At 66.5% G+C, this 24,161-nt stretch carries 23 protein-coding genes; 12 read left to right on the top strand and 11 right to left on the bottom strand.

Going from position 1 to position 24,161, the window contains the following annotated elements:
• Positions 1 to 119: 119 nt before the first annotated feature.
• The 9 genes from ACW5CM_RS01675 to ACW5CM_RS01635 form a co-directional block, all read right to left on the bottom strand.
• The gene (locus tag ACW5CM_RS01675; RefSeq protein WP_457123945.1) at positions 120 to 1,310 is read right to left on the bottom strand and encodes a thiolase family protein; all 1,191 of its coding nucleotides are present in this window, start codon (positions 1,308 to 1,310) and stop codon (positions 120 to 122) included.
• Positions 1,310 to 2,500 carry a bifunctional 2-methylcitrate synthase/citrate synthase gene (locus ACW5CM_RS01670; RefSeq protein WP_457123944.1) on the bottom strand — a complete coding sequence of 397 codons (1,191 nt, stop codon included), beginning with the start codon at positions 2,498 to 2,500 and terminating at the stop codon, positions 1,310 to 1,312. Before ACW5CM_RS01670 ends, ACW5CM_RS01675 begins: the two co-directional genes overlap by 1 nt.
• Positions 2,501 to 2,503: 3 nt before the next feature.
• On the bottom strand, positions 2,504 to 3,406 hold the full coding sequence (gene prpB, locus ACW5CM_RS01665) for a methylisocitrate lyase (protein WP_438253963.1): 903 nt from the start codon (positions 3,404 to 3,406) through the stop codon (positions 2,504 to 2,506).
• 142 nt (positions 3,407 to 3,548) lie between these two features.
• Positions 3,549 to 5,066 carry an MmgE/PrpD family protein gene (locus ACW5CM_RS01660; protein WP_457123943.1) on the bottom strand — a complete coding sequence of 506 codons (1,518 nt, stop codon included), beginning with the start codon at positions 5,064 to 5,066 and terminating at the stop codon, positions 3,549 to 3,551.
• Positions 5,063 to 5,737 (bottom strand): GntR family transcriptional regulator, encoded by a 675-nt coding sequence (locus tag ACW5CM_RS01655; protein WP_439255154.1) that lies wholly within the window; start codon positions 5,735 to 5,737, stop codon positions 5,063 to 5,065. Before ACW5CM_RS01655 ends, ACW5CM_RS01660 begins: the two co-directional genes overlap by 4 nt.
• A gap of 81 nt (positions 5,738 to 5,818) precedes the next feature.
• The gene (locus ACW5CM_RS01650; RefSeq protein ID WP_457123942.1) at positions 5,819 to 6,319 is read right to left on the bottom strand and encodes a PaaI family thioesterase; all 501 of its coding nucleotides are present in this window, start codon (positions 6,317 to 6,319) and stop codon (positions 5,819 to 5,821) included.
• A 102-nt stretch (positions 6,320 to 6,421) separates the two neighbouring features.
• Positions 6,422 to 6,787, bottom strand: a complete 366-nt coding sequence (locus tag ACW5CM_RS01645) for a VOC family protein (RefSeq protein ID WP_457123941.1) — start codon at positions 6,785 to 6,787, stop codon at positions 6,422 to 6,424.
• A 77-nt stretch (positions 6,788 to 6,864) separates the two neighbouring features.
• Complete coding sequence (locus tag ACW5CM_RS01640) at positions 6,865 to 7,845, bottom strand: EamA family transporter (protein ID WP_457123940.1); 981 nt, start codon at positions 7,843 to 7,845, stop codon at positions 6,865 to 6,867.
• 81 nt (positions 7,846 to 7,926) lie between these two features.
• Entirely contained in the window at positions 7,927 to 8,541 is a 615-nt protein-coding gene (locus tag ACW5CM_RS01635; protein WP_438253957.1) for a glucose-6-phosphate isomerase family protein, read from the bottom strand.
• Positions 8,542 to 8,679: 138 nt separating this feature from the next.
• Between ACW5CM_RS01635 and xylB the strand changes: the two genes are divergently transcribed.
• The 7 genes from xylB to ACW5CM_RS01600 all read left to right on the top strand — a co-directional run bounded on the left by xylB (position 8,680) and on the right by ACW5CM_RS01600 (position 16,203).
• Positions 8,680 to 10,281, top strand: a complete 1,602-nt coding sequence (gene xylB, locus ACW5CM_RS01630; protein WP_457123939.1) for a xylulokinase — start codon at positions 8,680 to 8,682, stop codon at positions 10,279 to 10,281.
• Entirely contained in the window at positions 10,281 to 11,288 is a 1,008-nt protein-coding gene (locus ACW5CM_RS01625) for a phosphoglycerate dehydrogenase (protein ID WP_457123938.1), read from the top strand. Before xylB ends, ACW5CM_RS01625 begins: the two co-directional genes overlap by 1 nt.
• Before the next feature lie 41 nt (positions 11,289 to 11,329).
• On the top strand, positions 11,330 to 12,259 hold the full coding sequence (locus tag ACW5CM_RS01620; protein WP_457123937.1) for a shikimate dehydrogenase family protein: 930 nt from the start codon (positions 11,330 to 11,332) through the stop codon (positions 12,257 to 12,259).
• Positions 12,259 to 13,218, top strand: coding sequence for a phosphotriesterase family protein (locus ACW5CM_RS01615; protein ID WP_457123936.1), 960 nt, complete (start codon positions 12,259 to 12,261; stop codon positions 13,216 to 13,218). The genes ACW5CM_RS01620 and ACW5CM_RS01615 overlap by 1 nt, the downstream gene beginning before the upstream one ends.
• A gap of 257 nt (positions 13,219 to 13,475) precedes the next feature.
• Complete coding sequence (locus ACW5CM_RS01610) at positions 13,476 to 14,372, top strand: ABC transporter ATP-binding protein (protein ID WP_457123935.1); 897 nt, start codon at positions 13,476 to 13,478, stop codon at positions 14,370 to 14,372.
• Positions 14,369 to 15,475, top strand: a complete 1,107-nt coding sequence (locus ACW5CM_RS01605) for an ABC transporter permease (protein WP_457123934.1) — start codon at positions 14,369 to 14,371, stop codon at positions 15,473 to 15,475. The genes ACW5CM_RS01610 and ACW5CM_RS01605 overlap by 4 nt, the downstream gene beginning before the upstream one ends.
• Before the next feature lie 140 nt (positions 15,476 to 15,615).
• The gene (locus ACW5CM_RS01600; RefSeq protein ID WP_439255199.1) at positions 15,616 to 16,203 is read left to right on the top strand and encodes a nitroreductase family protein; all 588 of its coding nucleotides are present in this window, start codon (positions 15,616 to 15,618) and stop codon (positions 16,201 to 16,203) included.
• A gap of 20 nt (positions 16,204 to 16,223) precedes the next feature.
• Here the strand turns inward: ACW5CM_RS01600 and ACW5CM_RS01595 are convergent, their stop codons facing one another.
• On the bottom strand, positions 16,224 to 16,841 hold the full coding sequence (locus ACW5CM_RS01595) for a TetR/AcrR family transcriptional regulator (protein WP_438253949.1): 618 nt from the start codon (positions 16,839 to 16,841) through the stop codon (positions 16,224 to 16,226).
• 115 nt (positions 16,842 to 16,956) lie between these two features.
• Between ACW5CM_RS01595 and ACW5CM_RS01590 the strand changes: the two genes are divergently transcribed.
• The 3 genes from ACW5CM_RS01590 to paaZ are packed head-to-tail and all read left to right on the top strand — an operon-like array spanning position 16,957 to position 20,629.
• Positions 16,957 to 17,700, top strand: coding sequence for an enoyl-CoA hydratase/isomerase family protein (locus ACW5CM_RS01590; protein WP_457123933.1), 744 nt, complete (start codon positions 16,957 to 16,959; stop codon positions 17,698 to 17,700).
• A complete protein-coding gene (locus ACW5CM_RS01585; RefSeq protein ID WP_457123932.1) occupies positions 17,697 to 18,533 on the top strand; it encodes a 3-hydroxyacyl-CoA dehydrogenase family protein in 837 nt (278 codons plus the stop codon). Before ACW5CM_RS01590 ends, ACW5CM_RS01585 begins: the two co-directional genes overlap by 4 nt.
• Positions 18,533 to 20,629, top strand: a complete 2,097-nt coding sequence (paaZ, locus tag ACW5CM_RS01580) for a phenylacetic acid degradation bifunctional protein PaaZ (protein ID WP_457124108.1) — start codon at positions 18,533 to 18,535, stop codon at positions 20,627 to 20,629. Before ACW5CM_RS01585 ends, paaZ begins: the two co-directional genes overlap by 1 nt.
• Before the next feature lie 15 nt (positions 20,630 to 20,644).
• Here the strand turns inward: paaZ and ACW5CM_RS01575 are convergent, their stop codons facing one another.
• Entirely contained in the window at positions 20,645 to 22,759 is a 2,115-nt protein-coding gene (locus ACW5CM_RS01575) for a RecQ family ATP-dependent DNA helicase (RefSeq protein WP_457123931.1), read from the bottom strand.
• Between the two features lie 107 nt (positions 22,760 to 22,866).
• Between ACW5CM_RS01575 and paaA the strand changes: the two genes are divergently transcribed.
• Both paaA and paaB read left to right on the top strand, forming a co-directional pair.
• Positions 22,867 to 23,850, top strand: a complete 984-nt coding sequence (gene paaA / locus ACW5CM_RS01570; protein WP_457123930.1) for a 1,2-phenylacetyl-CoA epoxidase subunit PaaA — start codon at positions 22,867 to 22,869, stop codon at positions 23,848 to 23,850.
• Complete coding sequence (gene paaB / locus ACW5CM_RS01565) at positions 23,850 to 24,155, top strand: 1,2-phenylacetyl-CoA epoxidase subunit PaaB (RefSeq protein WP_457124107.1); 306 nt, start codon at positions 23,850 to 23,852, stop codon at positions 24,153 to 24,155. The genes paaA and paaB overlap by 1 nt, the downstream gene beginning before the upstream one ends.
• The last annotated feature ends 6 nt before the right edge of the window (positions 24,156 to 24,161 follow it).

The raw sequence follows: 24,161 nt of genomic DNA, 5'->3' as shown, positions 1-24,161 counted from the left end.
ATCGAAACTGCGATTCACGGTCCGTGAGCGCCACGAAGTACAGCTTCACGCGATCGTCCGGCCAGGACAGCCACCTGCAAAGCCATCCTGGCCAACCGTCACGGTGATACTCACTACACTTACGCGTTCCCCCGCTTCAGCAGCGCAGCCAGCGCTTGTCCGCCACCGATGCACATCGTCACGATCGCGTACTCGCCACCGGTGCGCTGCAACGTCAACGCCGCACGTACCGTGAGAATCGCACCGGTCGCCCCGACCGGATGCCCGAGTGCGATCGCCCCTCCATACGGATTCACGCGAGCCGGGTCGAGTTCAGCGTCACGAATGACCGCGATCGCCTGAGAAGCAAACGCCTCGTTCAGTTCCACCGTCTCGATGTCGGCCGGCGTTAGCCCCGTCTGCTTGAAGAGCTTCTTCAGCGCGAGCGTCGGCGCGTAGCCCATGATCTCGGGCTCCAGCGCGGCCGTTGTCACAGCCTCGATCGTGGCCAGCACCGGTGCGCCCTCGGCACGAGCATCCGCTTCACGCATCAGCACCGTCGCCGCACCACCGTCGTTGATGCCCGAAGCGTTGCCGGCCGTGACCGTGCCATCCTTGGCGAACGCGGCGGGCAAGCCGGCCAGCGTCTCCAGCGTCGTCTCCGGGCGTGGGTGTTCATCTCGCGACACCTCTACCGGCTTGCGCCCAGAAGTCGTCACCGACACGATTTCCTCCGCGAGCGCCGCCTGCGCAGCATCCGCAGCCGCACGTCGCTGCGACTCGAGCGCGAACGCATCCTGCTCTTCCCGGGTCACACCGAAGCGAGACGCGACATTCTCGGCCGTGGTGCCCATGTGCTTCTCAGTGAAGGGATCCGTCAGCATCGCGATCGTGCCGTCCAGCAGCGAGCGATGCCCGAGCCGATCATTGAACCGCGCGTTGAAGTCGTAGAACGGCATCCGCGTCATGTTCTCGGCGCCACCAGCGACGGCGACGTCGATCCCGCCCCACAGCAGTTCCTGACCCGCCGACCAGATCGCCTGCAGACCAGAGCCACACAACCGGTTTACGGTGAACGCCGGCGTATTAACATCAAGGCCCGCGGCGAGCGCGATCCGACGAGAAATATAGGCGTCGCCCGCGACCTGGCCGATATTGCCGATCACGACCTCGCCGACACGGTCGGGCGCAATGCCGGAGCGGCGCAGCGCCTCCACTGTGGCGGCAGCACCAAGCTCATGTGCCGGAGTGTCCTTGAATGCCCCGCCGAAGCGACCGACCGGGGTACGTGCCCCGGCGACGATCGCGATCTTCTCTCGAGAGGTAGCCATCAGCCCACCGCCTCCTCAGCCCGTTCCTGCACCTCGAGCGCCGCGGTGTCCGGCTCGTACTCCTCGATGTGCCGCTCGTCCGGCCCGCTGTATGCAGACAACGGACGGATCAGGGCGTTCGACGCCTGCTGCTCGAGGATGTGCGCGGTCCAGCCGGTGATGCGCGCCGCGATGAACAACGGCGTGAAGGTCAGAGTGTCGTAGCCGATCAGGTTGTACGCCGGACCCGACGGGTAGTCGAGGTTCGGGTAGATGCCCTTGCGCGAGACGAACTCGTTCTCGAGCGTGCTGTACAGCTCGGCGACATCCGGACGGTCATAGTGCTCGACCAAAGTATCGAGGGCCGCCTTCATCGTCGGCACACGCGAGTCACCGCGCTTGTACACGCGGTGGCCGAAGCCCATGATCTTGCGCTTCTCAGCGAGTGCGGTGTCCAGCCAACCCGAGACCTCCGAAGCAGATCCGATCTCGTCGAAGATGTGCATCACGGCTTCGTTGGCGCCGCCGTGCAGCGGCCCCTTCAATGCGCCGATCGCGCCGACGACAGCCGAGTACAGATCGCTCAGCGTCGAGGTGATGACCCGTGCGGTGAACGTGGATGCATTGAAGGAGTGCTCTGCATACAGAATCATCGATCGATTGAACGCGTCGACGACGACAGGAGCTGCCTCTTCGCCGAAGGTCAGCCACAGGAAGTTCGCCGCGTAGTCAAGATCGTCACGCGACTCGACAGCATCCAGCCCACGCCGACGACGCTGGCCGTACGACACGATCGCCGGCAGCGCGGCGAACAGCTGAAGACTCCGTTCAAGATTCTCAGAAGGAGTCCCGACGGCATCCAGCACATTGCTGATGCCGGCCGTCTCAATCGCGCCGATCACGCTGACCGCGGTGCGCACCTCGTCCATCGGGTGCGAGTCGATCGGCAGACGGTCGATCGCCTCTTTCACCGCGGGAGCAAGCGCACGATTCGCGCGCTCGGTGGCGCGGAAATCTGCCAACTCGGATGCCGTGGGTAGCTCACCATGCCAGAGGAGGTACGCGACCGCCTCAAACGACTGCGTAGCCGCCAACTCCTGCACCGGGTATCCCCGATACAGCAGACTGTTCGTCTCGGGATTGACCTTGCTGATCGCCGTCTCATCCGCGACGACCCCTGCGAGGCCCTTCTTGATGTCGTTGTCAGCCATTGTTCACTCCTTCGTGATGGTGAAGTTGAAGACGCCCGAGTCGAAGTGATTGTACGACTCGTAGTCGATCAGGTCGTAGAGATCGGCGCGGTGCTGCATCTCGCCGAGCTTCGAGGTCAGGTGCCCCTCGTCCAGAAGCGTATCGAGTGCACGGCCGGTCGCGCCCATCGCGATGCGCAGCATCGACACCGGCCAAATGACGATGTTCACACCGACATCACGCAGCTCGTCGACGCTGAACAAGTCGGATTTCCCGAACTCTGTCATGTTCGCCAGGATCGGCACATCAACCGCAGCGCGGATCGCCGCGAACTCCTCCAGCGACCGCATCGCCTCGGGGAAAATCGCGTCGGCACCAGCATCCACCAGCGCCTTGGCGCGGTCTTTCGCCGCCTCCAGACCATCGACCGCGGCGATATCGGTGCGCGCCATGATCAGGAAGTTCTCGTCCCGTCGCGCATCGACAGCGGCCCGGATGCGCTTGACCGCCGTATCGGAGTCGACCACGGCCTTACCATCGAGGTGGCCACACCGCTTGGGATTGATCTGGTCCTCGATGTGGGCGCCGGCAAGGCCTGCATCCTCAAGTTCCTGGATCGTACGAGCCACGTTCATTGGCTCGCCGAAACCAGTGTCGGCATCGATGATCGCCGGAAGATCGGTCATCCGCGCGATCTGCTTGCCGCGCCCGGCAACCTCGGTGAGTGTCGTCAGCCCGATGTCGGGCAGTCCCAGGTCGGCGGAGAGCACAGCGCCCGAGATATAGACACCCTCGAAGCCCTTCTGCTCGATGAGCCGCGCCGAAAGCGGGTTGAATGCACCGGGGAAGCGCAGCAGCTCACCGGAAGCGAGCCGCTCGCGGAACAGCCGCCGCTTCTCCGCCGGAGTGGTGTGGGAGTACAGCATCAGCGAACTCCTTCCGTTTCGGCGCGCATAACTCCTGAGAAGTTGCCGGCACCCCCGGGGGCGCCCCCCGAAACACGCGGCGCTCGCGCGCCGGCACCAAATTTTTCAGGAGTTGTGCGCGCGGCAGGCGAGAGGCTGCGCATCAGAACAGCCCCGTGGTCGTCGGCTCGTCCTCCACGACACCCGGCTTCGCGATGATCGAAAGCTCTGCGACCTCTGCCGCGGTCAGCTCGGGCAGGCGCTGAACGAGCTCGAGGAACCGCTCGATCTCGGCCTCTTCCAGAACAGGAGAAGCCAGCAGACGGAACTTCGCGATGTAGTTCTCGCGCACGAACGGCCGCGCACCCAGCGGGTGAGCATCAGCCACAGCGATCTCCTCGATCACCTTCGAGGCATCCTTGAGAGTGATCTCCACTCGTCCGCCGAAGGCCTTCTCGCTGATGTCGTTCGAGTGGTAGCGACGGGTCCACTCGGCATCTTCGAGCGTGGTGACCTTGTTCCACAGCTCCACGGTGTCGGCACGGCCGGCACGCTCGGGAGCATAGGAGTCGACGTGATGCCACGAGCCATCCTGCAGCGCGACCGTGAAGATGTACGGAATCGAGTGGTCGAGTGTTTCGCGCGATGCGGTCGGGTCGTACTTCTGCGGGTCGTTCGCCCCGGAGCCGATCACATAGTGGGTGTGGTGGCTGGTGTGCAGAACCACAGATTCAATCGCAGCGGTGTCGATGCCGTCATTGTGCAGCTTGCGCGCCAGGTCGATCCAGGCCTGCGCCTGGTACTCGGCCGAGTGCTCCTTCGTGTACGTGTCGAGGATCGCGCGTTTGGCCTCGCCAGCGGCGGGCAGCGGCACCTCGTATGCGGCATCCGGGCCGTCCAGCATCCAGGCGATGACGCCGTCTTCACCCTCGTAGATCGGTGACGGGCTCGTCTGCCCGCGCATCGCACGGTCGACCGCCTCGACGGCCATCTTGCCGGCGAACGCCGGAGCGTGCGCCTTCCACGTCGAGATCTCGCCCTTGCGGCTCTGGCGTGTGGCGGTGGTGGTGTGCAGCGCCTGCGAAACGGCCTGATAGATCGTGGCCGCGTCGAGGCCGAGCAGCGTGCCAATACCGGCCGCGGCCGAGGGGCCGAGGTGGGCGACATGGTCGATCTTGTGCTTGTGCAGGCAGATCGCCTTCACAAGATCGACCTGGATCTCGTATCCCGTAGCCAGTCCGCGCACCAGCGCACGGCCGTCGCTGCCGACGTGCTGTGCGACGGCGAGGATCGGCGGGATGTTGTCACCGGGGTGCGAGTAGTCAGCGGCGAGGAATGTGTCGTGGTAGTCGAGCTCGCGCACGGCCACGCCATTCGCCCATGCCGCCCACTCGGGGCTGGTGCGCTTATCCAGCGGGGCGCCGAATACGGTCGCGCCATTTCCGCCGGTGGATGCCGGGTGGCTGAAAGCCTGATCGCGAGCAGACGTGATCGGAGCGCGCGTGAGGGATGCCGCAGCAACCGAGGCGTTGTCGATGATCCGGTTGATGATCATGTCGACGACATCCGCGTCGACCTCAACGGCGTCGGTCGCGACCTCGGCGATCTTCCAGGCGAGCTGCCCTTCGCGCGGCAGGTCTTCTTCACTCTTGTAAACGCGGACGTGGTGGTTGACGGTCATGACTGTCCTTCACTGTCGGAGGGGAGGGATTCCAAGATGCTGGTGAGGGCGTTTCGCAGATGCACGTGCGTCGCGTGCGCGGCGAGATCGCCATCACGCTCGGCGAGGGCCTCGGCGATGAGACGGTGCTCGGACACCGAGGCAATGAGTCTGGTCGGATTATCGCGCGACAGGCGGCGCACGCGCACGAGGTGCGTGCGGACAGTGCGCAGGGCCGCAGCAATGTATCCGTTATCGACGGCCGCATCAACGGCGCGATCGAAGCGCGCGATGAGCGCGTAGTAGTTGTCGCGGCCGGCCTCGATGTCGAGGGATGCCCCGGCTTCGGCGAATTCGGATGCCAGCGCGGCGAAGAGCGCCGCATCCCCGCGCACGGCGGCCAGGCGAGCAGCGGACTCTTCCAGCGCACGACGAATCTCGAACAGCGCGCGGATGTCGTCGGCATCGATCCCGGTGACGACGGTCACACGCGGAGATTGCTGCTCGACGAGGCCGGCGGCGCTCAGTTGTTGCAGGGCTTCGCGCAGCGGAGTGCGGCTGACGCCGAGGCGAGCAGCCTGCTCGACTTCTGCCAAAACAGTGCCGGGCGCAAGCTCGCCAGATTGGATCTCCTCCAGCAGCGTCGCATAGGCGCGATCGCTTGCCCGGGTTCGCTCGACTGTGGTGCTCACATGGCTAGTGTATACACAAATGGCACAGAAAGGCCCGTTTGGGCATTCACTCCCTGCTGAACGTATACAGATGCTCGCAGGCTACCCCGTCGTCTCCAGCGGAAACACGAGCAACGATCCGGACGCCGTCGCCACCACACGCCCCTGCGCGTCGACGACCTCGCCCTCCGCGAAGCTCACCCGCCTGCCGGGCTTCGTGACGCGGCCAACACAGGTCAGCGGACCACTCCCCTTCATGACCGGACGCAGATAATTCACCTTGATCTCGATCGAGGTGTAGCCGGTCCCCGCGGGCAGCAGTGTGTGCGCGGCGCATCCGAGCGCTGAGTCAAGCAGTGTGCAGACGAACCCGCCGTGCACGGCGCCGATCGGGTTGTAGTGCGACTCGTCCGGGCGTGCAATGAACGTCACGGTGCCGACATCCACTTCTTGCAGTTCCATGGCGATGTGCGCAGCGATCGGAGCACCGGGTAGCTCGCCTCGCTGCATCCGGCGCAGGTACTCGATTCCATCGAGTTGCGGCAGCGCCGCCATCCCGGCATCCGTGTCCTGCCAGCGGACCACGGTCTCGTGCTCGGCCATGTATTGCTCCTCGATTCGCGCACCGTTGACTGCGTTTCTCGACGCTAGCCGAGAAACGTAGCCCCTGCTGCGTGGACCGAGTGCGTCCGAGCATCCGCGAGCTCAGCCGGCGTCAGTCACCCCTTCATACAGACCAATCGAGTTGCCGTCAGGATCGACGATGACGGCCCACCAGCTCGTCTCGCTGATCGGCTGCTTCTCCATCGCGATCGTCGCGCCGGCCTCGACGGCCGCGGCGACGGTTTCATCGATCGAGTCGACCTCCACGTACGAGCGCGGCTGATCGAAATCCGCACTGCGCGGCGCCAACCCTCCCCCGCTGATCTGATTAGGCGCCTGCCACATCGGGTACCCCTCGAACCCGGGAATCTCGGCAATCTTCCACCCGAACAACCCCGAGTAGAACGCCTGCGCCCGGGCCATATCGGTCACCGGGATGTCGATGTGCGTGATGTCTCCGTGGGCCATGACCCTGTCCTCTCTGACGTGTCGCCGGCGCCGATCGGACACCAGTGCGGCCAGTCTCATCCCGCTGGCCGACGAGTTCAAGGGGTTTCCGGAATCGGCGGCACGAGAGGGTCCGAAGACGTTGCCGCCACCGGCTCCCCGAGTTTGACGAGCACCACTCCTACCAGCACGAGTCCCGCGCCGACCGACTGAAGCACGTTCGGCAGCTGCCCGAGCAGCAGCCAGCCGAACAGCAGGGCCGCGATCACCTCGGCCAGTGCGAGGAACGATGCCAGGCGTGAGCCGAGCATCCGCGTGGATGTGATGCCAAGCACGTACGCGAGCGCCGTCGCGATGAGGCCGATGGCGAGCACGGGAACGAACCACGGTACCGTCCCGAAGCGGTAGGCGACGTCGCCGGTGTTCCATGCCATCGGAAGGATGCCGATGAGCCCGGCCGCGCTCAGCCCGACGGCACCCACGACGAGGCCCGATCCCGCGAGCACGATCGGCGGAAGCCCGGTGTCGCTCTTCCCGGAGAGCAAGAAGTATGCCGCAGCCCCGACCATCGCACCGAACGCCCACAGGACGCCGCCGATCTCGACACTGCGGCCGGAGAGGACATCGAGCATGAGCACGAGGCCGAGGAACGCGACCGCAGCGCCGAGGATACTGCGCAGCGTTGGCCGCTCTCCTCGACGCACCCAGAGCCAGAGCACGACAGCGATCGGGGCCGTGTACTCGATGAGCAGGGCGAGGCCGACATCCATCACCGCAACGGCTTGGAAGTAGAACAGCTGCGTCGCCGCGACGGCCAGCAGACCGTAGGCGACGATGATCCCGACGTTCCGGCGCAGTAGTCGCCAGCGGCCGCGCAGCGCGATGATGGCGGGCACGAGCAGGACGAGCGCCGCCACCCAGATGCGCACCGTGACTGCCGCGCCCGGCGTCCATCCCGCATCGATGAGGCCGCGCGCCCAGGCGCCGGACATCCCGAACGCCAACGCCGCGCCGATCGCCAGCGGGAGCCCGAGCCGCAGCCCTGACCGCGCGGGCGTGTCATCCGGCGAAGTCGTCATGATCACCGACAGTAGCGGTGCTGGCGCGCCCCGCGGGCGACCCGACGCCTGCGGTGCTCAAGGCTGACGCAGAACTGTGCCTCAGTCCTCCGCGTACGCCCGGTACCCGGTGTGATCGGGGTTCGGCTTGAGCGCCCAGCCATCACCATCAGCGACAACAAGATTCTTCATCCCGCCCGCGTCGGCGATCACGGCGTAGTCCTGCCCGGCATCTGCGGCGTAGCAGAACAGGGTGACGAAGGGCTCGTCGCCGACATTGACGCTGCGGTGGATCCAGTGACCGGGCACGTCGACAGCCTTGCCGGGCGTGAGCTCGACAGCCGAAGTCTGACCGTCGAGGGTCTCCAGGAGCATGACGCCGCGGCCGCTCAGGCAGTAGTACAGCTCGGCTCGGTCGGCGATCGCGTGCAGGTGCCCGCGGGTGACGGCGAACTCCTCCCCGTAGCGTCCGGGCAGCAGTGTGCTCGTACCGACGATCAGCGCGCCGGGCCCCTCCTGGTAGCGATGGTCATCGACCCAGTAGACGAGTTCTTCGACACCGCGCTCGCCGACGGCGTCCTGCCAGGCCGCGTCATCACGGTAGACGCCGTCCATGTCACCGAGGTATTTTTCGTAACGACGGGACCGTCCCTCGATGCCGCCCTGGGGCGAGATGTCCAGCAGGGTGGGAAGGTCCACGACGGGGTGGTTGCTCACGGTGCTCTCCTGATGATGATGGGCGCTCTAAACAGCGCAGTCGATGTTGCCACAACTTGTAACTACAAGACATGTAATTACAGGTATACTCCAAAACAGCACAATCCGGAACCGCAACCAACGAAGCAGGCACGAACCGTGATCATCGCCCACGACCTCGGCACGACGGGAAACAAGGCCTCGCTGCACCACGACGATGGCCGTCTCGTGGCAGCGACCACCGTCAGTTACCCCGCCCACTTCGCCGCCGGCGGCATCGCCGAGCAGAATCCACAGGATTGGTGGGATGCCGTCGTCTCGGCAACCCGCGAACTCCTCGCCCGCACCGATACTGCAGCCACAGACGTGCAGGGACTCGTTGTCAGTGGCCAGATGATGGGTGCCGTCCTCCTCGACGGCGAGGGCACGCCCGTCCGCCCGGCCATCATCTGGGCCGACACCCGCGCGAGCAAGCAGCAGCGGGAACTCGAGCAGACACTCGGCGCCGAACACGCCTACACCGTGCTCGGACACCGCCTGAACCCTACCTACTCGGTCGAGAAGGTCATGTGGGTGCGTGACAACGAGCCAGAAGTCTGGGCACGCGTGCGGCGCTTCTGCGTTGCCAAGGACTACATCGTCCTCGGTCTCACCGGTCGCCTGGCGACCGATCGCTCCGACGCGTCCGGCACGAACGCCTACGACCAGCGCACCGGCGACTGGTCGGATGAGGTGCTGAAGGCGGCACGCCTGGACCGCGCACTGTTCCCCGAGATTCTCGAGTCGACCGCGATCGCCGGTTCGCTGACCGCCGATGCCGCCGCTGCTTTGGGATTGCACACCGGCGTCCGCGTCGTGATGGGCGGCGGAGACGGACCGATGGCCGCCGTCGGCTCCGGCATCGTCGCTCCGGAAGATGGCGCGTACGTGTGCTTGGGCACCTCATCCTGGATTTCCTTCGCTTCGCACGCTCCGCTGCATGACCCGGGGATGGGCACGTTCACCTTCGACAACGTTGTGCCCGGATCCTTCGTGCCGACAGCGACGATGCAGGCCGGCGGCGGCTCGATCCAGTGGATCTCTGAGGCGCTCTCGCCCGACCCCGCAAAGCCCGAGACAGCCCGCCTCACCTCCGAAGCCGGCGGCGACCTCGATACCGAGGACCTCTACTTCCTCCCCTACCTCCTCGGCGAGCGCTCCCCCATCTGGGACCCGAATGCCCGCGGGGCCTTCATCGGCATCGGCCGCCACCACAGCCGCGAGCACCTGGTTCGTGCCGTGCTCGAGGGCATCGGATTCAATCTGCTCACCAGCATCCACGCGTTCCGCGAATCGGGCACCGTGCTCGAGAGCATCGACGCCGTCGGCGGGGGCGCGCAGAGCGATGCCCTCCTGCAGATCCTCGCGGACGTCTGGGGGATGCCGGTGCGCCGGCGCACGATCGTCGAAGAGGCGAACAGCCTCGGTGCTGCGGTCACCGGCGCGGTTGGACTCGGCCTCGCCGACTTCTCGGCGGCCCGCGCACTGAGTGAAGTGACGGCAGAGTTCACCCCGGATGCTTCGCGCCACAGCATCTACGCCACCCGCCATGACCGCTTCACCTCGGCCTATGCGGCACTGGCACCGTGGTTCGCATCAGGACCCGCGGTACAGATGTCTGCCGACGGGAACGAACGTATGCCGAAATCGGCCGAATCGACCGACATTCGTGGTTCTGCGCCGGCATCTGTCCCAGCGGACGAAACCGAAGGAGCTCACTGATGGGCATCATTCTCGCCACCAGCCGTTCGTTCTCCGACGGTGATATCGACCTCGTCGCGCGCGCAGCGGATGCAGGACACGACATCGTTCGCGGACCAGCGCACCACGATCTCCACGAGCTCGCTCCGCTGCTCGCCGGGGCCGACGCCTGGATCGCCGGCACCGGCCCGGTCACCGCAGCTCACCTGGATGCAGCGCCGAACCTGAAGATCATCGCGCGCTACGGCGTCGGCACGGAGGCGGTCGACATCGCCGCGGCCGAGGCCAGGGGCATCCCGGTCACCAACACTCCCGGCGCAAACGCCGAGGCCGTCGCCGACCATGCCGTGGGCCTCATGCTCGCGACCCTGCGAACCATCCCGGACGGCGACCGGCGCGTGCGCCAGGGCGACTGGAGCGTCCGCCGAGGCCGAGAGCTGGGTGCCGCCACCGTCGGCATCGTCGGATTCGGCCGCATCGGCCAGGGCGTCGCCCGGCGCCTCGGGGGCTTCGGCAGTCGCGTGATCGCCGCCGATCCGTATTTCCCCGCTGACCGCATCCGCGATCTCGGCGCCGAGCCGATGGAATTGGACGAGCTCTTCCAGACCGCCGATCTCATCACCCTGCATGCTCCCGGCGGGCAGCGTCTCGTCGACGCCGCACGACTGCGGAGCATGCGCATCGGCGGCATCATCGTGAACACCGCCCGGCCCGACCTCGTCGACGAGCAGGCGGTTGCTGCGGCGCTGCACGACGGCCGCCTCGCCGGCTACGCCGCTGACACGCTCGACGGCGACACGGCAGCATCCGCCAGTCCCCTACTGGTCGACGATCTCGCCAACCGCGTGATCGTGACCCCGCACCTCGGAGCGCAGACGACCCAGGCCGTCGACAATATGGGCTCGATGTCACTGGCTGACGTCCTCGCCGTCCTCTCGGGCGATGCCCCGCAGCATCCGGTCTCCGGATCTCACCCCGCCCCCACCGCGGCTCCGGTCGCACTTGACGCTGCTAAACCCACTTTTTAACCGCACGAAGTGCGACCGGAACAGATGAAAGGCTCCGCAACATGAGCACACCACCCGCGAGCGACTACATGGGCTTCGTTGGCGTGACCACCGGGTCATCGTCGATCATGAAGGTGTTCCCCCTGTGGGCCGACATCCTGGGCCTGCCCACGCGCACGCTGATCGGCCACGACCTGCCGATGGATGCCGCCCCTGAGCAGTACCGCGCGCTCGTCGAGCAGATCCGCGACGACCCGCATCACCGCGGCGCCCTCGTCACCACGCACAAGATGAACGTGTTCGCCGCGGCATCCGAACTCTTCGACGAGCTCGACCCGTTCGCGATCTCATGCTCGGAGATCTCCAGCATCGCCAAGCGCGGTGACAAGCTCTCCGGCCGCGCGAAGGACCCGATCACGGTCGACCTCGCTCTGAACGACTTCCTGCCGGCGGATTACTTCACCACCACGGGTGCTGAGGTCATCATCCTCGGCGCGGGCGGGTCTGGCACCGCACTCAGCTGGGCCCTGGCCGAGCGCGAGGATGCCCCGCAGAAGGTCACCGTCACCGCACGCAGCGACGACAAGCTCGAGCACCTGCGCGAGGTGCACCGCCAGCACGGCACCCGTGACGGGCTCATCAAGTACGTGCGCACCGATTCTGTCGAGGATGCCGCCGCGCTCGTTGCCGCAGCACCCCGCGGGTCGCTGATCGTCAACGCCACCGGCCTCGGCAAGGATCGCCCCGGATCCCCCTTGCCCGACGACGTCGTCTTCCCCGAGGGCGCGTATGTCTGGGAGTTCAACTACCGCGGCACGCTGGAGTTCCTGCACCAGGCACGCGGTCAGGAGCAGTCCCAGAACCTCCATGTCGTCGACGGCTGGCGCTACTTCATCCACGGCTGGTCGCAGGTGGTCGCCGATGTGTTCGAGCTGGAGCTGACCGCCGACATCGTCGAACAGCTTGCGGAGGCCGCCGAGGGGGTGCGCTGATGATTCGCACTGTCCTCGGTGACATCGACCCGGCACTGCTCGGGCCGACGAACTACCACGAGCACCTTTTCCAGGTCAGCCCGCTGCTGCCCGGAGACGAGCTCGATGACGAGGATGCCTCGGGCGCCGAGGCAGCGCTGCTGAAGGCCAGCGGCTTCGCCGCGATGGTGGATGCCACGCCCTTCGGTCTCGGACGAAACCCCGAGGCGCTCGCCCGCATCAGCACGGCGACCGGAATGCACATCGTTGCCACCACCGGCCGTCACCGCGAAGCGCACTACGGAGAAGACCATCCGATGCAGGTGTGGAGCGTCGAACAACTGGCAGAGCTGTTCATCGCCGACCTCACCGTGGGCATGGCGCGAGAAGACGACGCCGTGTTCGAGATGGCGATCGTCCCGGCGGCACGCACCGAAACCGGCACCCGCGTGCGGGCAGGCATGCTCAAGGGCGGTATCGACTATTGGCGGATCAGCGACTTCGAGCGCACCACGCTCGAAGCCCTGGCCATCGCGCACCGGGCCACGAACGCACCGGTGATGGTGCACCTGGAATTCTGCACGGCAGCGCATGAGGTCCTCGACCTGCTGGCGGCTTCGGGCGTGGCATCCGATCGCATCGTGCTCGCCCACGCCGACCGTGACCCGGATCCGGGTCTGCACGCATCGCTCGCCGAACGCGGCGCTTACCTCGGCTATGACGGGTTCGCCCGGCCGCGTACCCGCAGCGACGCTGAACTGCTCGAGCTGACCGCCGCGGCCGTCGAACGCGGCGCCGGCGATCGCATCGTCCTCGGCGGCGACGTAGCCCGAAGCGCCCGGTACATCTCCTATGGCGGCATGCCCGGGCTGGGCTACCTCGGCGAGCGGTACCTGCCGCGGCTGCGCGAACGCATCGGCAGTGAGGTCGTCGACCGCCTCCTGGCCGCGAACCCTTCTCGTCTGCTCGACCTCGGCTGAGTCCGTGTTGCGGGTTCCGCGCCACCCGCACCGCAGGTGCCGCAAGTTGCCGCTTCAACGCACGCGATGCGGCCAAACGCGACACCTGCCGCGCTCCCCTGCAGAAGCATCCGCGTCCCACCCCGTCACAGGTGTCGCAGATGGCCGCTTCAACGCGAGCGAAGCGACCAAACGCGACACCTCCCCTGGACGACGGACTCTTAATATCCGCCCTGCGGGGGATGCCGGGTGCGTGCACGCGCTCCTAGCCTGGAGGTATGACTTCAGGAAGCCTGCAACTGGCAGGAATCACAAAGAGCTACGGCACCCGCCGGGTACTCGATGACATCACCTTCTCGGTCGCTCCCGGCCACCTCACCGGCTTCGTCGGCGGCAACGGCGCGGGCAAGACAACGACCATGCGAATCGTGCTGGGCCTGCTCGCCTCGGACGGCGGCACGGTCACCCTCGGCGGAGCGGACCTCACCTCCGAGGCACGCCGCCAGTTCGGGTACATGCCCGAAGAACGCGGCCTGTACCCGAAGATGAAGGTGCTCGAGCAGGTGGTGTACCTCGCGCGACTGCATGGCTTCAACAAATCGGATGCCACCGAGAAGGCGACCGCCCTCCTCACAGAACTCGGACTCGGCGAACGACTGAACGACAACCTCGAGGCGCTCTCGCTCGGGAACCAGCAGCGAGCGCAGATCGCGGCATCCCTCGTGCACGACCCCGGTGTCCTCATCCTCGATGAGCCGTTCTCGGGTCTGGACCCGCTCGCGGTCGAGACTGTCGCTGGCGTGCTTCAGGAGCGCGCGGCACGCGGCGTCTCCGTCCTGTTCTCCTCCCATCAGCTCGATGTCGTCGAGCGCCTGTGCGATGACCTCGTCATCATCGCCGGTGGCACCATCCGCGCCGCCGGTCCTCGCGAGCAGTTGCGCGCAGAGCACTCCGCTCCGCGCTGGGAGTTGGAGAGCACCGGTGACGTCGGCTGGCTGCGCGAGGAGACGGGGATCACCGTCGTCGACTTCGAGGGCGGCAACGCTGTATTCGACGCTGAGGACCCCGCCATCGCTCAGCAGGTTCTGCGCCGTGCTCTCGACGGCGGCGATGTTTCCCGCTTCGCCCCGCAGCATCCCTCGCTCTCTCAGATCTTCAAGGAGGTCATCCAGTGAACGCCTCGACCCGAACCGCGACCAGAACTCTCAGCGCCGGTCAGGGCGTCTGGCTCGTCGCCGAGCGCGAGCTGAGCACGAAGCTGCGCAGCAAGGCCTATCTCATCTCGACCGCCATCCTGCTGCTGATCGCGCTGGCTGGGGTCATCTGGGCTGGCGTCTCCAGCGCGAACCCGAGCGCGACGCAGATCGCGGCAACAAGCAGCGCAGCATCCGCGTTGGAAAACATCGACGGCTACGAGGTGACCGAGGTCGCCGACCGGGATGCCGCAGAAGAGCTGGTGCGCTCCGGCGACGCTGAAGCGGCCATCGTCGAAGACGCTTCGTCCGCGACCGGGCTGCTGGTCATCGCGGACAAGCAGGCACCGCAGAGTCTGATGATGCTGCTGTCATCGCCGCCGTCGGTTGAGCTGCTCAATCCGGATGAGGCCGGTGGCGCGATACGCTACATCCTCGGCATCGCGTTCGGGCTGGTGTTCATGATGGCTGCGATCACGTTCGGCTCCCCCATCGCGACGAGTGTGGTCGAGGAGAAGCAGACGCGCGTGATCGAGATCCTGCTCTCGGCGATTCCGGCACGGGTACTGCTGGCCGGCAAGGTGATCGGCAACACACTGCTCGCGATCTCGCAGATCCTCATGCTGGTCGTGGTCGGCACGATCGGGTTGATCGTGTCGGGGCAGACGGCTGTCCTGCAGGGAATCGGAGGGCCGATCGCTTGGTTCGCGGTGTTCTTCTTCTTCGGCTTCATTTTGCTCGCCGCCATGTTCGCCGCCGCGGGTTCGATGGTCTCCCGCCAGGAGGATGTCGGCGCGACGATGACACCGGTGATGTACCTGACAATGATCCCGTATTTCCTGGTGATCTTCTTCGGCGACAACCCGACGGTGATGACGGTGCTCTCCTACGTGCCGTTCTCCGCTCCCGTGGCGATGCCGATCCGGCTGTTCTTCAATGAGGCCGCCTGGTGGGAGCCGCTGCTGTCGATGGCGATCATGCTCGGCGCGTGCGCCCTGGTGATCATGCTCGGCGCGAAGATCTACGAGAACGCCCTGCTGAAGATGGGCGCCCGCGTGAAGTTCCGCGAGGCCCTGCGCGGCTGAGCGCGCCTCGGGAAAGGTGTCCTCCATTCCGGAGGACACCTTTTCTGTATGCGCGAATCCGGTGCATGCATCCGGATGTTCTATCGTGGACCAAACGCGGACGACGGGGTCAGCGGCCCAGATACGACCTGAAAGGCACCATGAGCACTCCGCTTCTCGATCGCACCGCCGAGACCTCTGTTCCCGTTCTCGATGTTCTCGCCCAGCGCTGGAGTCCCCGCGCATTCGAGATGGCGACGCCGATCGATGAGAACAAGCTCGTCGCTGCACTGGAGGCCGCTCGCTGGTCGCCGTCCGCGAGCAACACGCAGCCGTGGCGCTTCATCGTCGCGCGTCGGGGCACCGATCTGCACGTGAAGATCGATGAGGCTCTGATGGGCTTCAACCGGGAGTGGGCCGGTACCGCCCAGGTGCTGATCGTCGCGCTCTCGGAAGACGCGGATGCCGAGGGAAATCCGCGTCCGTGGGCACAGTACGACCTCGGCCAGGCGGTGGCTCACCTGTCGGTGCAAGCTCATGCCGATGGCCTCTACGTGCACCAGATGGGTGGCGTCGACCGCGAAAGCCTGCGGGCGCTGCCGGGGGTCGAAGATCGCTTCACCCCCACCTCGGTCATCGCGCTCGGCGCGCTGGGCGACCCGTCGACGCTGTCGGAGAAGCTGCAGCAGCGCGAGTCCACCCCGCGCGTGCGCCGTTCGCTCGCTGAAACGGTGATCGCGAGCGCCTGAAACGGCTTCGGGAATGCAGGTCAGCCCCTGCGCAGCCCATCCAAAGCCACGGCCAGCACGTCGCGAGCGAGCCCATCTGCCCCTTCGGCGCCGGCCGGCTGGTACCACTCGACGATCGAGTTGACCATGCCGAACAGCAGGCGCGTGGCCACCGAAGCGTCGACGTCTTCTCGGACCGCGCCCTCGGCCTGAGCCATGCGCACAAGCACCGTCACCTGACGGTCGAACGCTCGCCGACGCTCCAGCGCTGCCCGCTCGACATTACTGTTGCCCCGCACTCGCAGCAGAAGCGTGACGAATGCGATCTTGTCGACGAGCACCCGCACCGCACCGCGCAGCACATACTCCAGCCGCTCGCGCGCGGAACCGGCCTGCGCTCCAGGCTCGCGAAGAACGCCCTCCAACGAGCCGATCGCCTCTTCGAGCGCGACCTCCAGCAGCGCCTCTTTGGAGTCGAAGTGGTGGTACAGCGCGGACTTCGTCAACCCGAGCCTCGTGGCCAGCGTCGCCACCGATGTGGCGTCGTACCCCTGCTCGATGAAGACCTGCACGGCGATGTCGAGCACCTGGCGCTGGTCGTAACCGGGGCGCCCTCGTCGCGCGCTCTCGGCCGCATTCGACTTTTCAGATTCTGACACGCGCTCCAGTCTCGCACCATTGCCGAGCCACTGCTCCCCTGCAATAATCAAATACTGAACGAATGGTCAGGAATCTGTGCCCGACCGAGGCGACGAGGCAGTCAGGAGCGTGATGATGAGCGAGACACCCCTCATCATCGATTCCCAATCCGACCGCGTCATCGCCCGATTGAACCGCCCGGACAAGCGCAACGCCATCGACCGCGAGATGATCGACGCTCTGCACGCGCTCTGCACAGACCTTGAGCACACGCCGCGCGTGCTTATCCTCACCGGCGCTGCGGGTGTCTTCGCCGCCGGTGCCGACATCAGTCAGTTGCGCGCCCGCCGCGCGGCAGATGCCCGCCGCGGCATCAATGCGACCGCGTTCATCCGGATTCGCGAGCTGCCGATGCCGGCGATCGCCGCGCTGGAAGGCTTCGCGCTCGGTGGCGGTGCCGAACTCGCCTATGCCGCAGACATCCGCATTGCAACGCCGACGCTGAAGATCGGCAACCCGGAACCGAGCCTCGGCATCATCGCCGCTGCCGGCGCAACCTGGCGCCTGCGCGAGATCGTGGGCGATGGTCTGGCCAGCGAAATGTTGCTCACCGGCCGACTGCTCGGGGCGGATGAGGCGCTCTCGGCGGGCCTGGTGTCCAGCATCCATCCGCCCGAGGAACTCCTCGGGGCCGCACATGAAATCGCTGACCGCATCACGCAGAGCGACCCGCTTGCCATACGGCACACGAAGACAGCGCTGCGCGCACCGCGCGATGCCCACCCGCAGATCGACGGCGAACTGCAGGCCGAGCTGTTCGAGAGCTCGGAGAAGATGCGTCGCATGACTGAGTTTCTCGAGAAACGCGGCCACCGATGAGGGTGGGCGTGCTGGGCGGCGGGCGCATGGGCAGCGGGATCGCGCACGCGTTCGTGATCACCGGAACCTCGGTGACAGTCGTGGAGCGTGACGAGGAAACAGCGGATGCCGCGGCCGGCCGCATCCGCGACAACCTATCCCGCTCCATCCAGCGCGGAGCCACAGGAAGCATCGACGACTTCGCCGGTGCCCTGGAGGTGGGCGTCGATATCTCGGCATTCAGCGACTGCGATCTCGTGATCGAGGCGGTTCCAGAAGACCGCGCACTCAAGGCTGAGGCGCTTCATCGAATCGAGCGGGTGCTCAGCGCGGATGCCGCGCTCGCATCGAACACGTCGTCCATCTCTATCGATGCCCTGGCTGCCGGCTTGGCGCGTCCGAACAGGTTCCTCGGGCTGCACTTCTTCAACCCGGTGCCTGCATCCGCGCTCGTCGAGATCGTGACCGGCACGGCCACCGACCCCGTCGTCATCGCAGACGCGCGCGGGTGGGTCGAGGCGCTCGGCAAGACGCCGATCACGGTCCGCGATTCTCCCGGCTTCGCGTCCAGCCGGCTCGGCCTTGTGCTCGCGCTCGAAGCGATTCGGATGCTGGAGGACGGCGTCGCCACAGCCGAAGACATCGACACAGCCATGGAGCGCGGGTACCGGCATCCGCTCGGGCCACTGCGCACGACCGACGTCGTCGGACTCGACGTGCGCCTCGCCATTGCAGAAGAGCTGCAGGCCGCCCTCGGCGAGCGCTTCGCGCCACCGGACCTGCTGCGCCAGCTGATCGCGGACGGCAAACTCGGCCGCAAAAGCGGCGAAGGCTTCTACAGATGGGACGACTGATGACTGATGTGCTGCCCAGCTACGTGCAGGGTTCGTGGTGGACCCCCGCTGCGCCGGTGGATACCACCTCTGTTGCGATGACCGAGATGACGACGGTGCGGGATGCCTCGACCGGAGACGAGATCGCGCACGTCAGCACCGCGGGTCTGGATCTGGCGGGCGCCCTGGACTACGCGCGCACCACCGGACAGGCGAGCCTGGGCGCACTGACCTTCCACCAGCGAGCGGTGCTGCTGAAGAAGTTCGCCCTGGCCCTGACCGAACGCAAAGAGGAGCTCTACGCCCTGTCTGCCCGCACGGGCGCGACGAAGGCCGACTCGTGGGTCGATATCGACGGCGGCATCGGCGTGCTGTTCGCATACTCGGGCAAGGGCCGCCGTGAGCTGCCGAACGCGCAGGTGTACGTCGACGGTCCCGTCGAACCCCTGTCGAAGGACGGCTCCTTTCTGGGGCGTCACATCTATACGCGTCTGCCGGGAGTCGCCGTGCAGATCAACGCATTCAACTTTCCGGTCTGGGGACCGCTGGAGAAGTTCGCACCCGCCTTTCTCGCCGGAATGCCGACGCTCGTGAAGCCAGCAACCCCCACCGGATATCTGACCGAGGCTTTCGTGCGGATCCTCGTCGAGTCCGACCTCCTGCCGGAGGGATCGCTGCAGCTGGTCAGCGGCAGCGTACCGACGCTTTTCGACCACCTACGACTGGGCGACATCGTCGGATTCACCGGCAGTGCGTCGACGGCGGCGCTGCTGCGCCGGCATCCGGCTGTGCAGACCGGCGGCGTGCGGTTCACCGCCGAGACGGACTCGATCAATGCCTCCGCGCTCGGCCCCGATGCGACCCCCGGTACACCGGAGTTCGACGCGTACATTCGTCAGCTCGTCACCGAGATGACGTCGAAAGCCGGTCAGAAGTGCACGGCGATCCGGCGAGCGGTTGTGCCCGCAGCTCACGCGGATGCCGTGATCGATGCCGTCCGCGCGCGCATCGAAGACAAGATCGTCATCGGCGACCCGCGCACCGAGGGCGTGACGATGGGTCCGCTCGTCTCGCTCGCGCAGCGTGATGAGGTCGTGCGGCAGGTGCAGGCGCTGGTCGCCGGCGGCGGGCGAATCGTGATCGGTCCGGAGGATCCGGGAGCGCCCGATAGTGCGGCTGACCGTGCGGTCGACGGTTCGGAGCACGCGCACGGGGCATTCGTCGCGCCCACACTGCTGCGCTTCGACGATGCGCACGCGGAGGCCGTGCACAGCATCGAAGCATTCGGTCCGGTGTCCTCACTGATCACGTATGACACTCTCGCCGAGGCATCCGACATCGTCGTCCGCGGCGGCGGATCGCTCGTGACCAGCGTCGCAACGCACGACGCCGACTTCGCAGCCGGGATCATGAGCGCGATCGCGGCTTCGAACGGCCGGGTGCTGTTCCTCGACCGCGACGATGCGCGCTCCTCCACCGGACACGGATCCCCTTTGCCCGGCCTCGTGCACGGCGGTCCCGGCCGTGCCGGCGGCGGCGAAGAGCTCGGCGGCATCCGCGCAGTGCTGCACCACATGCAGCGGACAGCCATCCAGGGCTCCCCCGATATGCTCACCGCGATCACCGGCGTGTGGCATACGGGTGCTGCCGCGAACGATGACGGCATCCACCCCTTCCGCAAGCCACTCACGCACCTGCGCATCGGGGATCAGATCGCCTCGGTCTCTCGTGAGGTGACCCTCGACGACATCGAGACGTTCGCGCACTTCACGGGTGACACGTTCTACGCGCACATGGATGAGGAATCAGCGGCCGCCAACCCCTTCTTTCCGGGACGCGTCGCACACGGGTACCTGCTGGTATCCTGGGCCGCCGGCCTGTTCGTCGACCCGGAGCCGGGGCCGGTGCTCGCGAACTACGGCTTGGAGAACCTGCGCTTCGTGACCCCGGTCTCGCCGGGCGACAGCATCCGGGTCACGCTCACCGCGAAGCAGATCACCCCGCGCGAGACGGATGAGTACGGCGAGGTGCGCTGGGATGCTGTCATCCTGAATCAGAACGACGAAATCGCCGCGACGTACGACGTGCTGACGCTGGTGGAGAAGGCGTCGGCCTGAGCACGTACTTCTTCTTCAGCCACGCAGCGCGAGAGCGAACGGCAGCACGCTGGTCACCCCTGTCTGCCGCAGCACGCGAGCCGCGACCGTGAGCGTCCACCTGCTGTCGACCTGATCATCGACGAGCAACACCGGACCTGCCGGGATCTCGATCCCCTCAGCACTGAAGCGGTCCCAGAGGCCCGCGAGCCGGAAGGCACTGTTGCCTCCGGGCTGCCCTGTGGGCCCACCATCGACGAGTGTCAGCGCACCGATGTATGGCAGCTTGCCGATCTCGGCGATCCCGCGTGCCAGGGAATCGACAAGCAGCGGATGCGAACGCGACGGCATCGCGATAACGGCGACCGGACGTTCGGACCAGCCCCAACCCGCGAGAACCCGCACGCAGGCGCCGAGCAGCTCCGATGAGATCGGCGCATCGGGCACCCCGGCCGCGAACAGCGTACGCAGGCTCCCACCCCAACCGAGGTCGGTGAGGCGGGCGAGCGCGCGCCCTTCGCCAGCCTGGTCTCCGGGGGCGATGCGCCCCTTTGCCGGGACACCCAGCCGATCAGCCCCGGTCGGCCACATGCGCCGCGGCTCGATGACGACGCCGACGCGGTCCAGGGACTCGGACGCGGCGGCTGTGGCGGTCGTGCCGATCTCGGTCGGAAACCAGGCACCCGCGCAGTTGTCGCAGCGTCCGCACGGCACAGCGGTTTCGTCATCGAGCGAGCGCTGGAGGAACTCCATCCGGCATCCGTCCGTCTGCTCGTACTCGATCATGCTGCGCTGCTCGGCCAAGCGCTCGCCGGCGATCCGCTCATAGCGCTCGCGGTCGTAGACCCAGCTCTGGCCGGTGGATATCCACCCGCCCTGCACACGGCGCACAGCGCCGTCGACATCAAGAACCTTCAAAAGCAGCTCGAGCGGGGTGCGGCGGATGTCAACCATCGCCTCCAGCGCCGGGGTCGACACCGGCGCATCGCCGAGCGCGGCGATCACGCGTTCGGCGCGCTCCTGATCCGGCATGGACGCGGTGGCGAAATAGTGCCAGATGTCGCGATCTTCCACCCCGGGCAGCAGCAGCACATCGGCGCTGTCACTCGCACGCCCGGCACGGCCAACCTGCTGGTAATACGCCACCGGCGACGAGGGGGCGCCGAGGTGCAGCACGAATCCCAGGTCGGGCTTGTCGAATCCCATCCCGAGCGCACTGGTCGCGACCAGCGCCTTCACCTCGTTGCGCTTCAGCATGCCCTCGGACTCTGCGCGTTCATCCGAGTCGGTCTGACCGGTATAGGCGCGCACCTCGTGACCGCGCTCACGCAGAAGCCGGGCCGTATCGACGGCGGCGGCAACGGTCAGCGTGTAGATGATGCCGGACCCGGGCAGGTCATCAAGATGGCTGAGCAGCCACGCCAGCCGGCTCGCGGCATCCGGCAATCGCAGCACTCCCAGCCGCAGCGACGCTCGTGCGAGCGGCCCGCGGATGGTGAGCACTTCGCCCCCGCCGGTCGGACCGGCGCCGAGCTGCTCCTCGACATCGGCGACGACTCGACTGTTCGCCGTCGCGGTCGTGGCCAGCACCGGCACCTGCGCGGGCATCTGGGCGATGAGATCGCGCAGTCGCCGGTAATCAGGACGGAAGTCATGCCCCCAGTCGCTGATGCAGTGCGCCTCGTCGACGACGAGCATTCCGATGCGGCGCACCAGCGCCGGCAGCTGCTGTTCACGGAACGCGGGGTTGTTGAGCCGTTCCGGCGACACCAGCAGAACGTCGACCTCATCGCGGTCGAGTTGCGCGAGCACATCCGTCCACTCGTGCGCATTGGTCGAGTTGATCGCCACAGCGCGGACGCCGGCGCGCTCTGCCGCGTTGATTTGATCACGCATCAGCGCCAGAAGCGGCGAGACGAGCACGGTGGGCCCCGCCCCCTGCTGGCGCAGCAGCAGCGTCGCCACAAAGTACACGGCGGATTTTCCCCATCCGGTGCGCTGCACGACCAACGCTCGACGGCGGCCACTCACCAGCGCCTCGATCGCCTCGAACTGCCCGTCATGGAACACGGCGTCGTCGCGCCCGACCAGTTCACGCAGCGCGGCGAGCGCAGCCTCATGCGTAGCGGTGGATGCGGCGTCGGGTGTCATACTCCCACTCTGCCCGAGGCATCGGACATCGCCGGCACCCTTTGCGCTCCAGCATCCATCATGCGATAATAACTAAACGATCGGTCAGTAAAGAAGACGAAGGAGTCATGATGACCACGTCTGAGGTCGCAGGGGAGGTCGCCGCTGAGATCACCGCAGAGCAGCGCCGCTTCGATGAGATCATCGCCGCCGACTCTCGCATCGAGCCGCGTGATTGGATGCCGGAGGCCTACCGGCGCTCGCTCATCCGCCAGATCTCGCAGCACGCGCACTCCGAGATCATCGGCATGCAGCCCGAGGGAAACTGGATCACCCGCGCGCCGAGCCTGAAGCGCAAGGCGATCCTGATGGCGAAGGTGCAGGACGAGGCGGGGCACGGCCTATACCTCTACTCGGCGGCGCAGACCCTCGGAATCACGCGCGAGGAGATGACCGACCAGCTCATCACCGGCCGCGCCAAGTACTCCTCGATATTCAACTACCCGACCCCCACCTGGGCAGACATGGGGGCGATCGGCTGGCTCGTCGACGGCGCGGCGATCTGCAACCAGGTGCCGCTATGCCGGGCATCCTACGGACCATACGGTCGAGCGATGATCCGCATCTGCAAGGAGGAATCGTTCCACCAGCGACAGGGTTTCGAGATTCTGCTGACCCTAATGAAGGGCTCCCCGGCGCAGCAGAGGATGGCGCAGGATGCTGTCGACCGCTGGTACTGGCCGAGCCTGATGATGTTCGGACCTCCCGATGGGGACTCTCCCAACTCTGCGCAGTCGATGGCGTGGAACATCAAGCGCTTTTCGAATGACGAACTGCGCCAGCGCTTCATCGGGATGCTGGTCCCCCAGGCCGAGATCCTCGGCATCACGCTTCCAGATCCGGAACTGCGCTTCGACGAGGAGGCGCAGCAGTACGTCGGCGGCGAGATCGACTGGGCCGAGTTCTTCGAGGTGCTCGGTGGGAACGGTCCGATGAACGCCGAGCGACTGCGCGCTCGACGCGAAGCGCATGAGGAGGGCGCGTGGGTGCGGGAGGCCGCTTCGGCGTATGCCCGCAAGCAGGCCGAGCGTCACACGGAGGCAGCCGCATGATGACGACACCAGGAACCGAAACCGCAGAGCTCTGGCCGCTGTGGGAGGTGTTCGTCCGCGCGAACCGCGGCATGAGCCACGTACATGCCGGGTCGTTGCACGCGCCGGATGCCGAACTCGCCATCCGCAACGCCCGCGACCTGTACACGCGCCGCGGTGAGGGCACATCGATCTGGGTCGTGCCATCAGATGCCATCACCACGAGCGACCCCGACGCCAAGGGGTCGTTCTTCGAGAGCCCCGCCGGCAAGAACTACCGCCATGCGGTGTATTACACCGCCTCCGAGGGGGTGCCGCACCTGTGAGCAGCG

Source organism: Microbacterium wangyouchuni (assembly GCF_054072595.1).
The sequence above is the reverse complement of the archived record's forward strand: the minus strand, read 5'-3'. Positions and strand labels throughout refer to the sequence as shown.